The 16,674-nt window shown below is 73.0% G+C and carries 18 protein-coding genes; 11 read left to right on the forward strand and 7 right to left on the reverse strand.

What is annotated here, in order from left to right:
• Positions 1–11: 11 nt before the first annotated feature.
• Positions 12–1,094, reverse strand: coding sequence for a hypothetical protein (locus AC0VYL_RS07800; protein WP_475482725.1), 1,083 nt, complete (start codon positions 1,092–1,094; stop codon positions 12–14).
• A complete protein-coding gene (locus tag AC0VYL_RS07805; RefSeq protein WP_475482726.1) occupies positions 1,091–2,200 on the reverse strand; it encodes a hypothetical protein in 1,110 nt (369 codons plus the stop codon). Before AC0VYL_RS07805 ends, AC0VYL_RS07800 begins: the two co-directional genes overlap by 4 nt.
• A 108-nt stretch (positions 2,201–2,308) precedes the next feature.
• On the opposite strand from AC0VYL_RS07805, the gene AC0VYL_RS07810 reads away from it, so the two are divergent.
• Positions 2,309–2,446, forward strand: a complete 138-nt coding sequence (locus AC0VYL_RS07810; RefSeq protein ID WP_475482727.1) for a hypothetical protein — start codon at positions 2,309–2,311, stop codon at positions 2,444–2,446.
• 56 nt (positions 2,447–2,502) lie between these two features.
• Here AC0VYL_RS07810 and AC0VYL_RS07815 read toward each other — a convergent pair whose 3' ends face one another.
• The gene (locus tag AC0VYL_RS07815; RefSeq protein WP_475482728.1) at positions 2,503–3,009 is read right to left on the reverse strand and encodes a DUF7144 family membrane protein; all 507 of its coding nucleotides are present in this window, start codon (positions 3,007–3,009) and stop codon (positions 2,503–2,505) included.
• Positions 3,010–3,229: 220 nt separating this feature from the next.
• On the opposite strand from AC0VYL_RS07815, the gene AC0VYL_RS07820 reads away from it, so the two are divergent.
• From AC0VYL_RS07820 to AC0VYL_RS07855, 8 genes are all read left to right on the forward strand, one after another.
• Entirely contained in the window at positions 3,230–3,766 is a 537-nt protein-coding gene (locus AC0VYL_RS07820) for an ArsR/SmtB family transcription factor (protein WP_475460730.1), read from the forward strand.
• A 31-nt stretch (positions 3,767–3,797) separates the two neighbouring features.
• Complete coding sequence (locus AC0VYL_RS07825) at positions 3,798–4,868, forward strand: serine hydrolase domain-containing protein (RefSeq protein WP_475482729.1); 1,071 nt, start codon at positions 3,798–3,800, stop codon at positions 4,866–4,868.
• Positions 4,865–5,242 carry a hypothetical protein gene (locus tag AC0VYL_RS07830; RefSeq protein WP_475482730.1) on the forward strand — a complete coding sequence of 126 codons (378 nt, stop codon included), beginning with the start codon at positions 4,865–4,867 and terminating at the stop codon, positions 5,240–5,242. Before AC0VYL_RS07825 ends, AC0VYL_RS07830 begins: the two co-directional genes overlap by 4 nt.
• A 379-nt stretch (positions 5,243–5,621) precedes the next feature.
• On the forward strand, positions 5,622–7,703 hold the full coding sequence (locus AC0VYL_RS07835; RefSeq protein WP_475482731.1) for a sensor histidine kinase: 2,082 nt from the start codon (positions 5,622–5,624) through the stop codon (positions 7,701–7,703).
• Between the two features lie 98 nt (positions 7,704–7,801).
• On the forward strand, positions 7,802–8,221 hold the full coding sequence (locus AC0VYL_RS07840) for a roadblock/LC7 domain-containing protein (RefSeq protein ID WP_475460734.1): 420 nt from the start codon (positions 7,802–7,804) through the stop codon (positions 8,219–8,221).
• Positions 8,218–8,619 carry a DUF742 domain-containing protein gene (locus AC0VYL_RS07845; RefSeq protein WP_475460735.1) on the forward strand — a complete coding sequence of 134 codons (402 nt, stop codon included), beginning with the start codon at positions 8,218–8,220 and terminating at the stop codon, positions 8,617–8,619. The genes AC0VYL_RS07840 and AC0VYL_RS07845 overlap by 4 nt, the downstream gene beginning before the upstream one ends.
• A 37-nt stretch (positions 8,620–8,656) precedes the next feature.
• Positions 8,657–9,280 carry a GTP-binding protein gene (locus AC0VYL_RS07850; protein WP_475483489.1) on the forward strand — a complete coding sequence of 208 codons (624 nt, stop codon included), beginning with the start codon at positions 8,657–8,659 and terminating at the stop codon, positions 9,278–9,280.
• Positions 9,277–10,572 (forward strand): cytochrome P450, encoded by a 1,296-nt coding sequence (locus tag AC0VYL_RS07855; RefSeq protein WP_475482732.1) that lies wholly within the window; start codon positions 9,277–9,279, stop codon positions 10,570–10,572. The genes AC0VYL_RS07850 and AC0VYL_RS07855 overlap by 4 nt, the downstream gene beginning before the upstream one ends.
• A gap of 46 nt (positions 10,573–10,618) precedes the next feature.
• On the opposite strand, the gene AC0VYL_RS07860 is transcribed toward AC0VYL_RS07855, so the two are convergent.
• On the reverse strand, positions 10,619–11,860 hold the full coding sequence (locus AC0VYL_RS07860; RefSeq protein ID WP_475460737.1) for a cytochrome P450: 1,242 nt from the start codon (positions 11,858–11,860) through the stop codon (positions 10,619–10,621).
• A 277-nt stretch (positions 11,861–12,137) separates the two neighbouring features.
• Here AC0VYL_RS07860 and AC0VYL_RS07865 point away from each other — a divergent pair, with 277 nt between their 5' ends.
• On the forward strand, positions 12,138–12,740 hold the full coding sequence (locus AC0VYL_RS07865; protein WP_475482733.1) for a PadR family transcriptional regulator: 603 nt from the start codon (positions 12,138–12,140) through the stop codon (positions 12,738–12,740).
• 326 nt (positions 12,741–13,066) lie between these two features.
• Here the strand turns inward: AC0VYL_RS07865 and AC0VYL_RS07870 are convergent, their stop codons facing one another.
• A complete protein-coding gene (locus AC0VYL_RS07870; RefSeq protein WP_475460739.1) occupies positions 13,067–13,408 on the reverse strand; it encodes a UBP-type zinc finger domain-containing protein in 342 nt (113 codons plus the stop codon).
• Positions 13,409–13,557: 149 nt separating this feature from the next.
• Between AC0VYL_RS07870 and AC0VYL_RS07875 the strand changes: the two genes are divergently transcribed.
• The gene (locus AC0VYL_RS07875; protein WP_475482734.1) at positions 13,558–14,322 is read left to right on the forward strand and encodes an enoyl-CoA hydratase/isomerase family protein; all 765 of its coding nucleotides are present in this window, start codon (positions 13,558–13,560) and stop codon (positions 14,320–14,322) included.
• A 37-nt stretch (positions 14,323–14,359) separates the two neighbouring features.
• On the opposite strand, the gene AC0VYL_RS07880 is transcribed toward AC0VYL_RS07875, so the two are convergent.
• Both AC0VYL_RS07880 and AC0VYL_RS07885 read right to left on the reverse strand, forming a co-directional pair.
• Positions 14,360–15,154, reverse strand: coding sequence for an SDR family NAD(P)-dependent oxidoreductase (locus AC0VYL_RS07880; protein ID WP_475460741.1), 795 nt, complete (start codon positions 15,152–15,154; stop codon positions 14,360–14,362).
• A 61-nt stretch (positions 15,155–15,215) separates the two neighbouring features.
• Positions 15,216–16,670 (reverse strand): GntP family transporter, encoded by a 1,455-nt coding sequence (locus tag AC0VYL_RS07885; RefSeq protein WP_475482735.1) that lies wholly within the window; start codon positions 16,668–16,670, stop codon positions 15,216–15,218.
• Between the last annotated feature and the right edge of the window lie 4 nt (positions 16,671–16,674).

Raw genomic sequence — 16,674 nt, forward strand, 5'->3', positions numbered from 1 at the left:
GGGGAGCTCCCTCAGGTGGCCCGTGAACGGACGCCGTAGGCGAAGGCGGCCAGAACCAGCGCGGACAGGTCCGCGCGTGCCGCCTCGTCCGTGAGCACCTGGGGAACCACCGTGCGCAGACCTCCAAGGGCCAGGGTGGCCAGTGCCCGCCTGGCGCGATCGGAGGGCCCGGCCAGCTCCCGCCCGGTGAGCGGGGCCCACACGGCCGTGGCGGTCGCGGCCAGCCACAGTTCGTGCGGTAGGCCGAACCCGAGCCCGCCCTCCAGCCGCCGCCCCGGCTCCGTGGTCAGCCAGGTGTCCAACTCACGGACCAGGCCGGCGTGGGGCAGGCCCCGTTCGGCCAGGGCCGCGCGTACGTGCCCCCGGTGGCCCAGGTGTCTTCGCCGGTCGGTGTCCCAGTGGACGACCGACGCCCGGGCCCTGCGCCAGCTCACGAAGGGCACCAGCGCGGGGGAGCGGAGCACCCGTGTGTCGGGCGCGGGATCCGTTTCCTCCCGGAGCAGGACCGACCGGCGTACGCCCATCCGGTGGCCGTTGCCGACCAGACTGAGGTCGCCGTCGTGTTCCACCAGGTTGGGCACGGTGACCAGGGCCGTGCGCCCGGTGCGCTCCAGGAACCGGGCCAGCGCCTCGTCGTCGGGCTCCTCCTCCCGCCCCCGCGGGTCGACGGTGGCCACCAGCTCACGGGCCACCGGGGCGGGCAGCAGGAACCCGACCGTGGGCACGTACTGGTCCACGCACTCCGCCAGTCCGTAGCCGCCCAGGGCCGCCCAGCGGGCCGAGGTCGCGGTGGCGGACCCCCATTCGCAGAACAGGCTGAGCGGTTGGTCCGGGTGTGCGCTGACCAGGGTGGACAAGGCCTCGTACAGCCCCGGCCGGGGTTCTGCGTCGTCCTGGAGGACCAGGTGGTGGGTGGCCCCGTCCGGCAGGGCGGACCAGGCCGCGAGTGAGGTCCGCAGGGTGGAGGGCGCCCCCTCGGGTACTGGGTCCACGACCACGGTGGGGGAGAGTTCGGGCAGGCTCCGGGCGAGTGCGCGGGCGGCGTCGGCGCGGCGGGGGTGGGTCATCACCGCGCAGGAGATGCGTACGGTCACAGGGCCTCCTTCGGCGCGGGGCAGTACTCGGCACCGAACTCCAGGGCGTCCAGGGTCAGGTCGACCACCGCTGACCGGTGTTCCGCCAGGGCGGCGACGTCGACCAGGGCGCGAAGGGCTCCCGGGACCAGCGTGGCCAGCGAGCCCTCCACCGCCGTCTCCGCGCGTCTGTCGCGCAGCCCGCCGACCACCCCGGGCCAGCGGCCCTCCAGCACGGCGCCGTTGGCCACCGCCGTGCGCCAGACCGAGCCCAGGTGCGGCTCCGGAACCAGCCGCGTCCACGGGCCCGTTCCGGCGCTGGCGGCCAGCGCGGCCGCCGTCCGTCCCTCGTCGGCGCCCCAGGAGGTCAGGGCACGGGACAGCGGCACGTGGGACTCCGGGACGTCGTGGTCGAGGTCGATGAGGGAGGTCTCCCCGTTGGTCCAGTTCAGGTGGGGGAGCGTGCGCGGCGGTTCCAGGACCGAGGCGACGGGGGCCGCCACGGGCTCGGCGGCGAAGCACACCGAACGGCGCGCCCCGTGCCCGGAGTTCCCGACCAGGCTGGGCAGTTCCTCGTGTTCCACCGGGGTGGGCACCGCGACCAGCGCTCGCGTCCCGGTGCGCCGGACGAAGCGGAGCACCTCCCGGTCGTCGGGCTCCCCGTCCACGCCCTCGTCCGCCAGGAACCGGGCCAGTTCGACGGAGAGCGCGGAGGGCAGCGCCAACGCCACCGTGGGCACGTAGGGGTTGACCACCGGAACGGTCCCGGCCCCGGTGAACACCGCCCAGCGGGCCAGGGTCGCCGTGCGCGACCCCCACTCGACGAAGAACGACACCGCGGCTCCCGGGTGGGCGCCCAGGGTGTGTTCCACGGTTCTCGCGAAGCCCTCGGCCAGCCGAACGTCGTCCTGGAGGACCAGGTGGTGGGTGGTGTCGTACCGCGCGGCGGCGCCGAAGGCGACCCGGGCGCTGCGCAGCGCGGTGGGCGGGCCGTCCGGTTCGGGGTCCGGGGCCAGCCCGGTGAGCGCGAGGCCGGTGTGCTGGGCGACCCCCCTCGCGGACTCGGTCCGGGAGGGATGGGACATCACGGAGGCGGACACACGGACACGCGGGTGGGGGGTGTGCATGCCTTCCATCCTAGGTTCCGGGGGTGCGGGAACTCGGTTGTCCACAGGGCTTCCCGGGCTACGTGCGGACCCCTGGGCCGGTACTTCCCCACCCTTATCGACGGATCCGTGCTGGGCGCGCGGCCGGGGCGGATCGTGCTCGACGAGGTGTCGGACCTGCCCTGGGCCGAGGAACCGGGCGAGCATCGGGACTTCACGACGACCCGGGACCGGATCGCGGACGCCGTGCGCGCCGCGGCCCGGTGACACGACGCGCCCCCGCCCCGAACCTGCGGGGCGGGGGCTGCGGAAGGCGCGGCGGATCAGCCGGTCGACTGCTGACGGCCCTGTTCCGGCGACGAGGTCGGTCGGGGCGCGGCGTGCGGGCGTTCGTGGGCGGCGCGGTACCCGGCCCGGTAGCTGGCGTCCCGGGAACGTTCGGACTCCTCGTCGCTGACCGCGATGGGCCAGCCGGCGGTCAGACCGTAGATCACCAGGATGTCGATGGCGATGACCACCACCGACCACAGCGGCATCGCGATCAGGAAGGCCAGCTGGGCGACGGCGTTCAGGGCGGCCAGGACGATGGAGAAGGCCCGCGCCCAGGTGCTGCCGGACAGGACCGCGAGACCGGCGACGACGAGCACCGCGCCCCAGAGGCCGAGCAGGACACCCCAGGCGCCGTACTCCATGATGAGCATCTGGGTCTCGGTGGCGACGAAGAACTCCGGGGTGAACATCGCCGCGAGGCCCTGGATCACGTTGATGACCCCGGTCACGATGAGCAGTGTGGCGACGAAGAACTGCCAACCGTTGGCCTGTGTCCGCATGGGTGCTCCTCTGCCGGTCGCCCAGGAGTCTGACGGGGGCGACCTCGCTGGTGTCACGAGCAGGCGGATACCAGCTCCGCCCCTTCATCATCGACCACGGCGCGTAAGGGGCACGGAACCGGTTCCTCCGGATCGGGCAAAGCCGGGGCGTCACCCGCGTCGGAGCGCCGCACTCTGATTCGTTTTTACGTAACAACGTAGAATCGTGTAGCGTGGGCGCGTGCCAGAACCCACCCCAGACCACGCCCCCCACGCCAGCACGGAGGAGCGTCTCGCGGCCCTGGAGGCCCGGGTAGCCGAGCTGGAGCGGCCCGGTCGCGCGGACACCGCAGCCGCCGGGACCAACTACGCCGAGCACTTCTTCGTCCTGGAGGCCCTCAAGGAACGCGGCGGAGACGACGGAGCGATCGTCTTCGCGGGCGTCGTCCCCGTCGAGGGCGCACCGGAACCCGTCCAGTGGCAGTACGGGAGCTCCGTCGAGGACATCGAGAACCTCGACTGGTCCGCGCTGGCCGGGAACCTGGACGCTCTCGGCCACCCCGTCCGGCTCAGCATCCTGCACGCGGTCCACTCCGGCGCCTCCACCGTCGCCGGGCTGAAGGAGCGCGCGGAGTTCGGGACCAGCGGCCAGATCTACCACCACGTGAACCTGCTGGTCGCGGCGGGCTGGCTGGTCACCCGCAAACGCGGCCACTACGCCATCCCGCCGGAGCGGCTGGTCCCGCTGATGGTGGTCCTCACCGCCTCGCGCGGCTGACGAACGGAACGAAGGAAGGAGGGGAGCTCGGGTGCGGAGCAGTACACGGGCCAGGGTGACCGCGGCGGCCGTGGCCGTCGCCGTCCTGGCCGTCGGGTTCGCCGTGCGGCCCGCGCCCCCGTCGCTCTCCCCGGAGACCACCGGCGACGCCGCCCTGGCCGAGCGCGCCCGCCCCCTGCTGGAGGACGCCCCCCGAGCGACGGCGGCCGTCGTGGAGGTCGACGACGGCCGGGTCCGGGAGGCCTACTTCGGCGCGGACGGGACGACCCTCTACGAGATCGGCTCCGTCTCCAAGTCCCTGACCGGGCTGCTGCTGGCCGACGCGATCGAGCGCGGTGAGGTGGACCCGGACACCGAACTCGGCACACTGCTGGACCTGGGCGGGGCGCCCGCCGCGTCGGTCACCCTCAGCGAGCTCTCCTCGCACCGCTCGGGACTCCCCAGGAACCCTCCGGGAGTGCTGACCTCGGCCACCATGTTCCTGGACAACCTCCGCAACCGCGATCCCTACACCGGTGACGTCGACGCCCTGGTCGGGAGCGCCGCCAGGGCCGACCTCACGGACCCGGGCCGGTTCGCCTACTCCAACCTCGGCGCCGCGCTGCTCGGCCAGGCCCTCGCGGCGTCCTCCGGAACCGACTACGAGACCCTTCTCCGACAACGCCTCCTCGACCCGCTCGGGATGGGGCGCACGGTCGTCCCCGCCTCTCCCGACGACGTGCCCGCCGAGGCGGCCGTCGGGCACGGCACCAACGGGCGACCCTTCGCCCCCTCGGCCAACGCCGCCTGGGCCCCCATGGGCGGCGTGCACTCCACCGGCGGAGACATGGGACTCCTGGCCCGCGCCCTGTTGGAGGGGGAGGCGCCGGGTGCCGGTGCCCTGGAACCCCGCTGGGACGACGGTCAGGGAGACGGGGTCGGCCTGGGCTGGTTCGTCACCGACCACGACGGCACCGAGGTGACCTGGCACAACGGCATGACCGGTGGGTTCGCGGCCATGGTCGCCCTGGACCGCGAGGGCGGGCGCGCCGTGGTCGTGCTGGCGGACGGCCCCGCGGGCGTGGACTCGGTCGCCCTCGACCTGTTGTTGGAGGAGGAGTGAACGACACCCTGGTCGCCCTCGTCGTGTGGGTGGTGCTGACCCTGTTCGCCGCCTCGCTCACCTGGGAGATGGTGCGGTCCGCGCGCGGCGCGGAGGGTGAGCGCGCCTTTCCCGACCGCGGAGGCGTGGTCCGGCGGTCCGCGGGCGTGGTCCTGTTGACCGCGTACATCCTGCTCGCGGTGGGGTGGCTGCACCTCCCGGCGGTCCTGTGGTGGGTCAACGCGGCCCTGGCCGCGACCGCCCTGGGAGCGGGCGCGGCGCGCTGGCACGCCCTGCCGTGGAGCGCGGCGGAGGGCGGTGGGCGCGGGCGCTGGACCGGCGCCGCGTTCACTGTGGGCCTGACCGTCGCCCTGGTCCTCCTCCTGGCCTTCTGAGAGATCCGGTCCCCAGCCCCGGCCGAGGCCTCTCGGCGGCGCGTTCCCCACGGGACGAACGGTGGCGCACGGGAACCTTCGCCCCTCTCCACCCTTTCCGAGACGGGAAGGAACAAAGGGTTCGAGTCTCGCTTTCCGTGCGAACGCGGTAATGCGGAAATGTCCATCAAGGCGGAATTGTCCAACAGGTCCTTTCTGGGCCTTCGGGCTGTCAGAGGGCCCCGCTTGTGGAAAACTCCCCGCGCCCAGCGGGGGTGGACTAACGTGAAATCCATCCGCCGCTCCGGGTCATCCGGGGTGAAATCCACTGCACGTGACACGGGCGGGTGCGACGGCAACGAATCCGCCACCCGCACGGAAAGCCGCGAGGAACCCATTCATGGCAGTACACCTGTCCGACCGGAAACGCCCTCTCCCGCGCCCCGGCCAACAGGCACTCGTCGCTCTCCTGGCCGCCTCCGCCCTGACCGCCCCGGCATGGTCCTGGACGGTGATCGAGAGTCCCGAACCGGCCCGACCGGTGATCGCCCTCGTCGGCGGCCTGGCCGCGCTGCTGCTGTGCGCCGCCGTGGCCACCGCCGTCTACCACGCCGCCGTGGCGCGCGTCGCCCGCGCGCACGGCACCAGGGTCAGTTCGGGCGCGCGCACCCTGGAGCAGGAGGCGGGATGGGTCGTCGACGCCCTCCTGCCCGCCCTCACCCACGCCGCCCGTGAGGGCAGGCCCCTGCAACGGGTGCTCGCCGACCAACCCCGGCCCACGCACCCCACGGTCGACCGCCTCGCCCACGCCCTCACCACCCAGCTCACCGACGCCGAGCGCCGCGCCACCGAGGCCCGCACCGCGCGCACGGCGATCGAGAACGAGGTCACCGACCTCGCGGACGCCACCCTGCCGTTCATCGTGCACCGCGTCCGCGAGGACCGCACCATCGCGGAGGAGGTCCTCGCCCAGGAGCTCCGGGAGGTCCACCCGGCCGTGGCCCACCTGCGCACCCGCCTGATCGAGGAACTCGTGGTCTCCGAACGCCGCAGCGCCACCGCGCTGATCTCGGCGGCCAACATCGGCGGGCGCGTCCAGGCCCACCTCACCACCCTGCTCGCCCAGCTCCGAGACCTGGAGTTCCGCTACGGAGACCGCTCGGACGTGTTCAACGACCTCCTGCTGGTCGACCACAACGTCTCCCGCACCGGCCGCCTCGCGGACGCGTTCGTGACCCTCGCCCGGGGCCGCTCCGGGCGCCGCTGGAACCGTCCCATCGGCATGGAGAGCATCCTGCGCGGGGCCCAGGGCCGCATCACGGCCTACCGCCGGGTCCGCCTGCACTACACGCACCGGTCGGCGGTGGTCGGCTACGCGGCGGAGGGGGTCATCCAGGTGCTCGCGGAGCTCATGGACAACGCCGCCAACTTCTCCGCGAACGGCACCGACGTCAACGTCTACGCGCAGGAGGAGGACAGCGGGGTCACCATCACCGTCGAGGACAGCGGCCGGGGCCTGCGCCAGCGGGAGCGCCGGGCGGCCGAGAACTACATCGACGAACCCCGCACCCTGGCCACCCTCCCGGGCCTGCGCATGGGGCTGGCCGTGGTGGGCGCCCTGGCGGACAAGTACGACCTCCAGGTGAGCTTCCGGCCCTCCGCGCGCGGCGGCACCGGAGTGGTCGTGCTCATCCCGCCCAACCTCGTCACCGCGTACGAGATGCCGCTGCCGCCCCGACTCCAGAAGGAGAGGGAGGAGGAGCTCGCGCGGGAGGCGGAACTGGCCAGGGAGGCCGACCTCGCGCGGCGGCCCGACCTCGCGGCCCCGGCCCCGGTGAACGGAACGCCCGGTTCGGTCGTCCGCGACGCCCACTCGACTCCGCTCGACCGGACGCCCGAGCCCCCGGCGCACCGGCCCGCGGCCGGTGACGCTCCCGCCGTCGGTGTCCCCGCTTCGGGTGGCCCGGGGGCCGACGTCCTGGCCGGGGACACCCCGGTGACCGGGATCCCGACACCCGGCGCCCCCGGGGCCGGAACCCGGGTGCCCGGTACCCCGGCGGACGGTACCCCGGCGTCCGGAATTCCGGTGGCGGCCTCCGAGCCCCGGACCGCGACCGAGCCGACCCCGGCCCGTCCGCCGCTGGCCCGACGGATCACCGCCCGCCGCGCGGCGCCCCGTGTCGACCCCCTCTCCGACGCCGTCGACGAGCCCTTCACCGGGACCGACCGGGGAACCGGGCCCGCCTCCGGATCCGGCGGGGACACCGGTCCCGAGCCGGTCTTCGACATGCCGCAGCGGTTCCGGGGCCTGACCCTGGCCCAGGCGGTCCGCGAGAACCCCGAACAGCTCTTCCCCTCCAGGCGCCGGGACTTCGACCCCGAGACACGCAGGGAGCTGCCCACCCGGCTGGCCGCCTTCCGTGACGACGAGGACGACGATCAGGAGAACGGCCCGGGCACCCTCTGGGAGGACGGCCGATGAGCACGGCCCCCGCCCAATACCACGACACACCGAACGAAGAGGAACGGAGGGAGGGGTGCCCGGCGCCGCGGCACAGGGACGACCGCCCCGCGACCCCCATGACGACGACGGACGCCAGCCTCGACTGGCTGTTGGAGGACCTGCGGCACCGGACACCGGGCATCCGCCACGTCCTGGTGCTCTCCAGGGACGGGCTCCGGATGTGCCACACCCGGGAACTGGACGTGGACCGCGCCGACCAGCTCGCCGCCATCTCGGCCGGTGTCCAGAGCCTGTCCCTGAGCGCCTCCGCCGAGTTCGGGGACGGCACCGGATCGGGCCAGGCCATGCTGGAGTACGGCGGCGGGCTCCTGCTCATCATCGGCGCGGGCGAGGGCGCCCACCTGGCCGTCATCGCCGGGTTCGAGGCGAAGGTGGGGGTGGTCGCCCGCCACATGAACCAGCTCGTCGACCGGATCGGCGGGCACCTCACGGCCGGTCCCCGGCGCAGGCCCCACGAGGTGGACCCGTCCCGATGAACACCGCCCCCCGCCGCAGTGCCCCCGCCCAGGGCGCCCCCTCCGGTGCCGAGTCACCGGACCGCTTCTACACGGTCACCTCGGGGCGCGGTGACGCCGACGACCCGGCCATGGACGCCGTCACCCTCGTGGTGGCCGAGTCCGGCCCCGCGCCCGACATGCAGTCCGAGCACGCCAGCATCCTCCGGCTGTGCGCCCGGCCCACCGCCGTGGTGGAGCTCTCGGCGGAGCTCAGGGCTCCGGTGAGCGTCGTGAAGGTGCTGCTCACCGACCTGCTGGACACCGGCGCGGTGGCCGCTCGGCACCCCGTACCCGTACGGTCCCTCCCCTCGCGCGGTGGACCCCGGCACGACCCCGAGACCCTGAAGCAGGTGCTCCTTGCCCTCCAACGACTCTGACGCCCACGGACGGACGGCCACCACGCCGCTGACGTCGGTGGGCGCGACCCCCGCGACCCCCGCGACCGCCCCGGAACGCCCCCCGCTGGCCAGCACCGCGAGCCAGGCGCTGAAGATCGTCATCGTCGGCGGGTTCGGCGTGGGGAAGACGACCCTGGTCGGCTCGGTCAGCGAGATGCGCCCGCTGAGCACCGAGGAGGTCATGACGCAGGCCAGCGACGGGGTCGACGACCTCAGCGCGGTCCGCGACAAGCGCACCACCACCGCCGCCTTCGACTTCGGCCGGATCACCATCGACGCCACCCGGGTCCTCTACCTCTTCGGCGCCCCCGGGCAGAAGCGCTTCTGGTTCCTCTGGGAACAGATCTTCACCGGCAGCCTCGGCGCGGTCGTCCTCGTCGACACCGCCCGGGTGGAGGACTCCTGGTACGCCATCGACCGGCTCGAACACCACCACACCCCGTTCGTCGTGGCGGTCAACCGGTTCGGGCCGGGACCGAACCTGCACGACGTGCGCAACGCCCTGGACCTGTCCAACGACGTCCCCCTGCTGGAGTGTGACGCCCGCCGCCGCGAGTCCAGCCGCGACGTCCTGGTCACCCTCGTCCGCCATCTGTCCCGGCACCGCCCGCCCTTGTCCGCACCGGAGAGGTCATCGTGAACAACAACGTGGGAGCCCCGGGGGCGGTCGTGCCCCCGGCCGCCCGAGGGCCCGCGCCCCTGTCGCCCGAGCACGAGTACGCCATGCGCTTCTACGGGCCCGACATCGCCTGCGACCCGGTGGCGCTCTACGAGGAGATGCGCCGCCACTACGGCCCGGTCGCACCCATCCTCCTCGACGGCGACATCCCCGCGTGGTTCGTCCTCGGCTACCGGGAACTGCACCACGTCTCCGACCGGCCCGAGTGGTTCGCCCGCGACTGCCGCCGCTGGAACATGTGGGACCACATCGACGACGCCTGGCCACTGATGCCGTACGTGATGTGGACCCCCTCGGTGATGTTCGCGGAGGGGGCCGAACACCAGCGGCGCGCGGGGGCGATCGGTGACGCCCTGGACGCCACGGACCGCGCCGACCTGCGCACCCTGTGCGAGCAGGTCTCGGACGGCCTGATCGACCACTTCGCCGGGGACGGTGAGGCCGACCTCGTCAGCCAGTACGCGCACCACATTCCGGCGGGGGTGATCGCCCGGCTGTACGGGCTGCCGCAGCAGGAGGTCCCTGAGCTGGTGCGGGACATCCTCGTCTCCCTCGACGTCACCGCCGACGCGGGTCAGGCCCACCATCGGGTACAGGAGCGGATGCGGCGGATCGTCGGCGAGCGCAGGTCCCACCCGCGCGACGACATCCCCTCGCGGCTGCTGCTCCACCCGGCGGGGCTGACCGACGACGAGGTGGTGATCGACCTCCTGGTGATCATGTCGGCGGCGCAGGCGCCCACCGGCAACTGGATCGGCAACACCCTGCGGCTGATGCTGCTGGACGACCACTTCTCCCTCACCCTCCAGGGCGGGCGCAGCAGCTCCGGTGAGGCGCTCAACGAGGTGCTGTGGAAGAACACCCCCACGCAGAACTTCATCGGCCGGTGGGCGGTGCAGGCCTGTGAACTGGGTGGTCGCCGGATCAAGCGCGGCGACCTGCTGGTGCTCGGCATGGCCGCCGCCAACGCGGACCCCCGGCTCAACACCGGGGACCTGGGGATCTTCGGCAGCAACCGGGCGCAGATGTCGTTCGGGCACGGGGAGCACGGTTGCCCGTTCCCCGCGCCCGAGGTGGCGGAGGTGATCGCCCGCACCGCCGTGGAGACCCTTCTGGACCGGCTGCCGGACGTGCGGATGGGGGTGCCGCCGGACCAGTTGCGGTGGCGGCCGTCCGTGTGGATGCGCGGACTCTACGAACTCCCCGCCCGGTACAGCCCCATCGCCGGTCGGGGCCGACGCCGCGCGGGTTAGCCACTCGCCCCGGACGTCCGTCCGCCCACCGGGCACGCGCCGGGGGTCAGCGGGCGCCGGTGGGCCTGGGAACGGGGGAGAACTCCAGGGGCAGTTCGCGCAGGCCCCGGGTGAACAGGCCCTCCTCCACCAGGGTGGCGCCCCCGGCCAGGCGTGCGTCCGGCATGGCGTCGAGCAGGTCGTTGACGGCCACCCGCACCTCCGCCTCGGCCAGCAGCGCGCCCACGCAGAAGTGGCGGCCGAGCGCGAAGGCCAGGTGTTCGGCGGCGGCGGAGAAGGACGTGGCCTCGGAGAGCTCCGGCCGGGAGACGTCGAAGCGGTCCGGGTCCGCGAACTGGTCGGGGTCCCGGTTGGCCGCGCCGATCAGGCAGGTGACGGTGGCCCCGGCGGGCACCGTCCCGCCGCCGACCTCCACGTCACGGCTGGCCTGGCGCATGATCATCTGCACCGGCGGGGTGAGGCGCAGCGACTCCACGAAGGCGCGGGGGACCAGCGACCGGTCCTCGCGGACCGCCGCCAGCTGGTCCGGGTGGGTGACCAGGTTGGCGAACAGGCCGGACAGCGCCTTGTCCGTGGTCTCCCCGCCCGCCGCGAGCAGGAGACTGCAGAAGGCCTTGACCTCCTCGTCGGTCATCCGGGTGCCGTCGACCTCGGCCTGGCAGAGCCGGGAGAGCAGGTCCTCACCGGGCCGTTCCCGGCGTTCGGCGATGATCGGGAGCAGGTACTCCGCGAACTCGTCCCTCGTACGGAGCCCGTTCTCGGTGACCCCGGGGTCCTGGGTGAGGTTGCCGAGGAAGGCGATGATCGCGGTGTACCAGTCGTGGAAGCGGTCGTGGTGGCTCTGGTCCAGGCCGAGCATGTCCACGATGACGTTGATCGGGAACCGGGTGGCGTACTGGGAGACCAGGTCGACCCGGCCCTCGTCCCGGAAGGCGTCGACGAGGGCGCGGCTGTTGCGCTCGATCACCGGGAGGAAGCGCTCCCGGAGTTCGCGGCCCCGGAAGGCGGGGGCGACCAGTGCCCGTCTGGTCGCGTGGTCGCGCCCGTCCAGTTGGAGGATGGTCCTTCCGTGCACCGGTTCCAGCTGCCAGCCGTAGTTGTCCGTGGAGAAGGCCCCCTCACGGTCCTGGAAGACCCGTCGTACGTCCGCGTACCGGGAGAGGACGTAGCTGGAGGTGGGTGCGTGCCACAGCAGGGGCTCGTGTTCACGCAGCAGGGAGTAGGCGGCGTAGGGGTCGTCGGAGAACTCGGGCGAGAGGAGGTCGGGGATGCTGGGTGCGCTGGTCACGTGGTCGGTCTCCCTACGGTGGTGCGGAGGTCCGGAGGAACCCTCACAGTAGGTACGCGTTCCGGCACGATCCACCCCTGTCCCCGTCGTGATGCGATTTCCGGGCGAAAAGGGAGAGAGGTCCGCTTCTCGGGTGTCCGAAACACATCCGAAGAGGGGCGATTCGGCTGTCCGGGAAGGGGGTGACCGTGGGCGCGCGGGGGCGTGCGGCGGCGGACGGCCCGACCGCGCCGCCGCCTCCACGTCGTTTTGGGGGTCAGGGTGCTAATTTGTCTGGATGGCACTGGGAGAGGCGGTTCTGGCGGCGCTGCTGGAGGGTGAGGCCTCCGGCTACGACCTGGCCAAACGGTTCGACGCCGGGGTCGCGAACTTCTGGTCGACGACCCCGCAGCAGCTCTACCGCGAACTCGAACGCCTGGAGGGCGAGGGCCTGCTCAGCGCCCGCGTCGTCCGGCAGGACCGCAGACCCGACAAACGCCTGTTCACCGTCACCGAGGCCGGGCGCGAGACGCTGCGCTCCTTCAGCCGACGGCCCGCCCGGCCCACCGCCATCCGCGACGACCTGCTCGTCCGGCTCCAGGCCGTGGACGAGACCGACGTGGACGCGGTGATCAGCGCCGTCGAGGACCGCATGGAGCTCAGCCGCGCCAAGCTCGAACGCTACGACCGCATCGCGGCCCGCATGCTCGACGGCCTCGACGAGGAACGGTACCTGCGCGAGGCCGAGCGGGTCGGTCCCTACCTCACCCTCCAGCGGGGCCGCTCCCATGAGCAGGAGAACCTGCGCTGGGGAGCGAGCACCCTGGCCATCCTCGAACGGCGCCGGGCCGACCGGGCCCCGGGCCGGGACGCCGGGGACGGGCCGTCCGCGACCGGGTGACCGGACCCGGACGACCGCGTCCGGTCAGGCCCGTGCCAGCACCTCCACGGTCCCCGCGCCGCCGTCGACCCGCACCACCCGGCGGCGCGGGGCGGGCAGGTCCCGGGGCGCCGCGCGGCGAACCGGGCCAGCGCGGCCTCGCGCTCGTCGTCCCGTCGGTCAAGGAGCGCGTCCACGCCCATGCCGCACGCCCTCGACCCGCCGGTCGATCCAGTCGGGCCCCCTTGAGACCACGTTCATGACTGGATGAGCTTGTGCGGACACGAGATCAACGCCAGGGGTCGGTCCGGCGTCCCCGTCGTGGACGGGGCGCCGGTGGTGGTCGGCTAGTTGAGGAGCCGCTGCCAGTTGGACGGCACCCGCTCGGCCGGGGCGGGAACCGGCTGGTTCAGGGGGTGCGAGGTCGGCGCGGCCAGCTCCGGCCCCTCGCCCGTCTGCTGGGTGCGGAAGTCGTAGAACCACTCCTCGCCGGGCTCGAAGCTCTGGACGATCGGGTGGCCGGTGGCCTCGAAGTGGCGGCTGCCGTGCTGGGCCGGGGAACTGTCGCAGCAGCCCACGTGCCCGCAGGCCGCGCACCGGCGCAGGTGCACCCACCAGCCGTTCCCGGTGAGGCACTCCTGGCAGCCGGTGCCGCTGGGCGGCGTGGTCGGGTCGATCTCGTTGCTCATGTCGTCACGCTAGTCACTGGAGGCCGCGCGGACGGTGAACAACGCGCGCCCGGTGGCCGCCGGTCCCGGCCGCGCCCGATACCCTCGTCGCCGGTCGCCCCGACCAACGGGCCCGCAGCCCGGGACCCGCACTACCTGGAAGGCACTCCATGAGCGAGGAGCTGTCCGTACGCGTCGACGGTCACGTCGGTGTCCTGGAGATCCACCGCCCGCCGAACAACCACTTCGACCTCGACGTCCTCACGGCGCTCGCGGACGCCGCCGAGGAGCTGGCGGCCGGTGACTGCCGGGCCCTCGTGGTCTGCTCGGAGGGCCGGAACTTCTGCGCCGGGGTGGACTTCGCCTCCGGCGGGGTCGGGGACTCCCCGGTGCGGACGCTCAGCGCCATCTACGGCCAGGGGCTGCGCCTGTACTCGCTGTCGATCCCCGTGATCGCCGCCGTTCAGGGAGCGGCGGTGGGCGGCGGGCTCGGTCTGGCCTGCGCCGCCGACTTCCGGGTGGCCGCCGCCTCCTCCCGGTTCCACGCCAACTTCGGCCTGCTGGGGCTGCACCAGGGGTTCGGCCTGAGCGTCTCCCTGCCACGGATCGTGGGCCAGCAGAAGGCCGCCGACATGTTCTACACCGCCCGCCGGATCACCGGTACCGAGGCGCACGCCATCGGTCTGGCCGACGTCCTCGTGGACGAGGAGCACCTGCGCGAGGAGGCGGTGAGCCAGGCCCGCCGCATCGCCCGGTCCGCTCCGCTCGCGGTGCGCTCGATGAAGGCCACCCTCCGCGCGGACCTGCTCGCCGCACTGCCCTCCGCCCTGGAGCGGGAGATCATCGAACAGACCAGGCTGTTCGACACCAAGGACAACGAGATCGGGGTCACCGCCTCCCTCAACCGCACCGGGCCCGTCTTCACGGGGGAGTGAACCGGAGGGAGTGAGCCGGGCGGGGTTCCGGGCCTGCTCAGGGAACGATCGAGTCGACGTAGCCGCCGTCCACCCGGACGGCGGCGCCGGTCGTCGCGGAGGCCAGCGGGGAGCTCAGGTAGGCCACCATGTTGGCGATCTCCTCGGGCTCGATCAACCGCTGGAGCAGCGACATCGGACGGTGCCGGACCATGAACTCGCGCTGGGCCTCATCCCAGGGCAGGTCACGGTCGACCAGCTCGTACACGAAGTCCTCCACCCCGCGGGTGTGGGTGGGCCCGGCGATCACCGAGTTGACGGTCACCCCGGTGCCCGCCGCCTGCTTGGCGAAGCCCCGGGTGACGGCGAGCAGCGCGGTCTTCGAGGCCCCGTAGTGGATCATCTCCGCAGGGATCGCGAGCGCCGAGTCGCTGGCGATGCTGAGCACACGTCCCCAGCCGCGCTCCGTCATCCCCGGCAGGGTGGCGCGGATCAGCCGTACGGCGGAGAGCACGTTGGTCTCGAAGTAGCGCCGCCACTCCTCGTCGCTGATCTCCAGCGCCGGGGCACTTCCGAACACCCCCAGGCTGTTGACCAGGATGTCCACCTCGGGAACGGCGGAGAGCACCGCGTCCGCGCCCTGCTCGGTGGTGACGTCGCCGGGGGCGGGGACCAGGTCCCGGTCCGGGGCCCGACCGGTCAGGGTGTCGATCGCCTCCGCCACCCGCTCCGGGCGGCGTCCGTTCACCGCGACCCGGGCGCCCGCGTCCGCGAGCACGGCCGCGACGGCCATCCCGATCCCCTGGGTCGAACCGGTGACCAGTGCGGTGGTGCCGGAAAGATCGATGCGCATGGGAACACAGTAGAAGGACGGGGCGGACCGGGTCCGCCCCGTCCGGGGTGTGTCGCCAGGGTCAGCTGAGGACCAGCCACAGCAGGCTGACGAGCAGGAAGCCCGACACGCCCAGCACCGTGGTCAGGACGGTCCACGTCCGCAGGCCGTCGGAGACCGACAGCCCGAGGTAGCGGGTCACCACCCAGAACCCGGAGTCGTTGACGTGCGACAGCCCGAGCGCCCCGAAGGCGATGGCCAGCGCGATCAGCGCCACCTGGATCGAGGAGTAGTCGCCGGTCAGCGTCATGTCCGCGAGCAGCCCCGAGGAGGTGAGGATCGCGACCGTCGCGGACCCCTGCGAGACGCGCAGCGCCAGCGAGAGGACGAACCCGAGCAGCAGGATCGGCAGGCCGGTCCCGGCGAGGGTGTCGGCGAGGGCCTCGCCCACCCCGCTCTCGGTGAGCACGCGGGCGAACGCCCCGCCCGCCCCGGTGACCAGGACGACCACGGCCACCGGCGGCAGCGCGGCCTCCATGACCTCACCGATGTGGGAGGTCGACCACCCGCGCCGCACCCCCAGCAGGAAGTACGCGAGCACCAGGGCCACCAGCAGCGCGAAGACCGGGGCGCCCACGAACGACAGCACGGGCAGCAGCGGGTGGTCCTCGGGAAGGACCGCCGCCGAGGTCGTGCCGACCATGATCAGGGCCAGCGGCGTGAGGATCAGACCGAGGACGGTCCACACGCTGGGCGGGGTCTCGGTCAGGCTGAGGGTCCCGGTGGATCCGTTGGCACCGGAGCCGCCGGAACCGGCCCGCCCCGCGTCGCCGTCGGCTCCGCCGCCGAACGCCTCGAACTGAGCACGGGTCGCCGCCAGCATGGGGATCCCACGGCGGGTGAGCCGCTTGGACACGTGGTGCGCGATCACGGCCAGCGGCGCGCAGACGATCAGGCCGAGGATCAGGATCCAACCGATGTCGCCCTCAAGCAGCGCGGCCCCGCCGACGATGCCCGGGTGGGGCGGCACGGAGACGTGCACCGCCAGCATGATCCCGGCCACCGGCAGACCGAACCTGACCGGGTCGACCCCGGCCGCCTTCGCGAACCCGTAGATGATCGGCACGAGGATGATGAAGCCGACGTCGAAGAAGACGGGGACGGCGAGGACCAGCGCGGCCCCGGTGAGGGCGGCGGCGACCCGCTTGGGCCCCAGCCAGCCGGTGAAGCGCCCGGCCAGGCTCTCGGCGCCGCCGGACACCTCGATCATGCGGCCGAGCATCGCGCCCAGGGCCACCAGCAGCGCCACCGAACCCAGGGTCCCGCCCATACCGGCGGTGATCGTGGCGATGACGCCGAGCTGTTCGGGTGCGTCGGCGGTGGCTGGGACGGTGACCAGGGGCATGCCCGAGACAAGACCGACGAGGATGCTCACCAGGAGCAAGGCCACGAACGCGTGGACCTTGAAACGGATGATCAGCACCAGCAGCAGCGCGATGCCGCCCGCCGCGATGCCCAGAAGGGTGAGGGCGCCCATGGGT

The organism is Nocardiopsis sp. iso_238 (assembly GCF_056173325.1).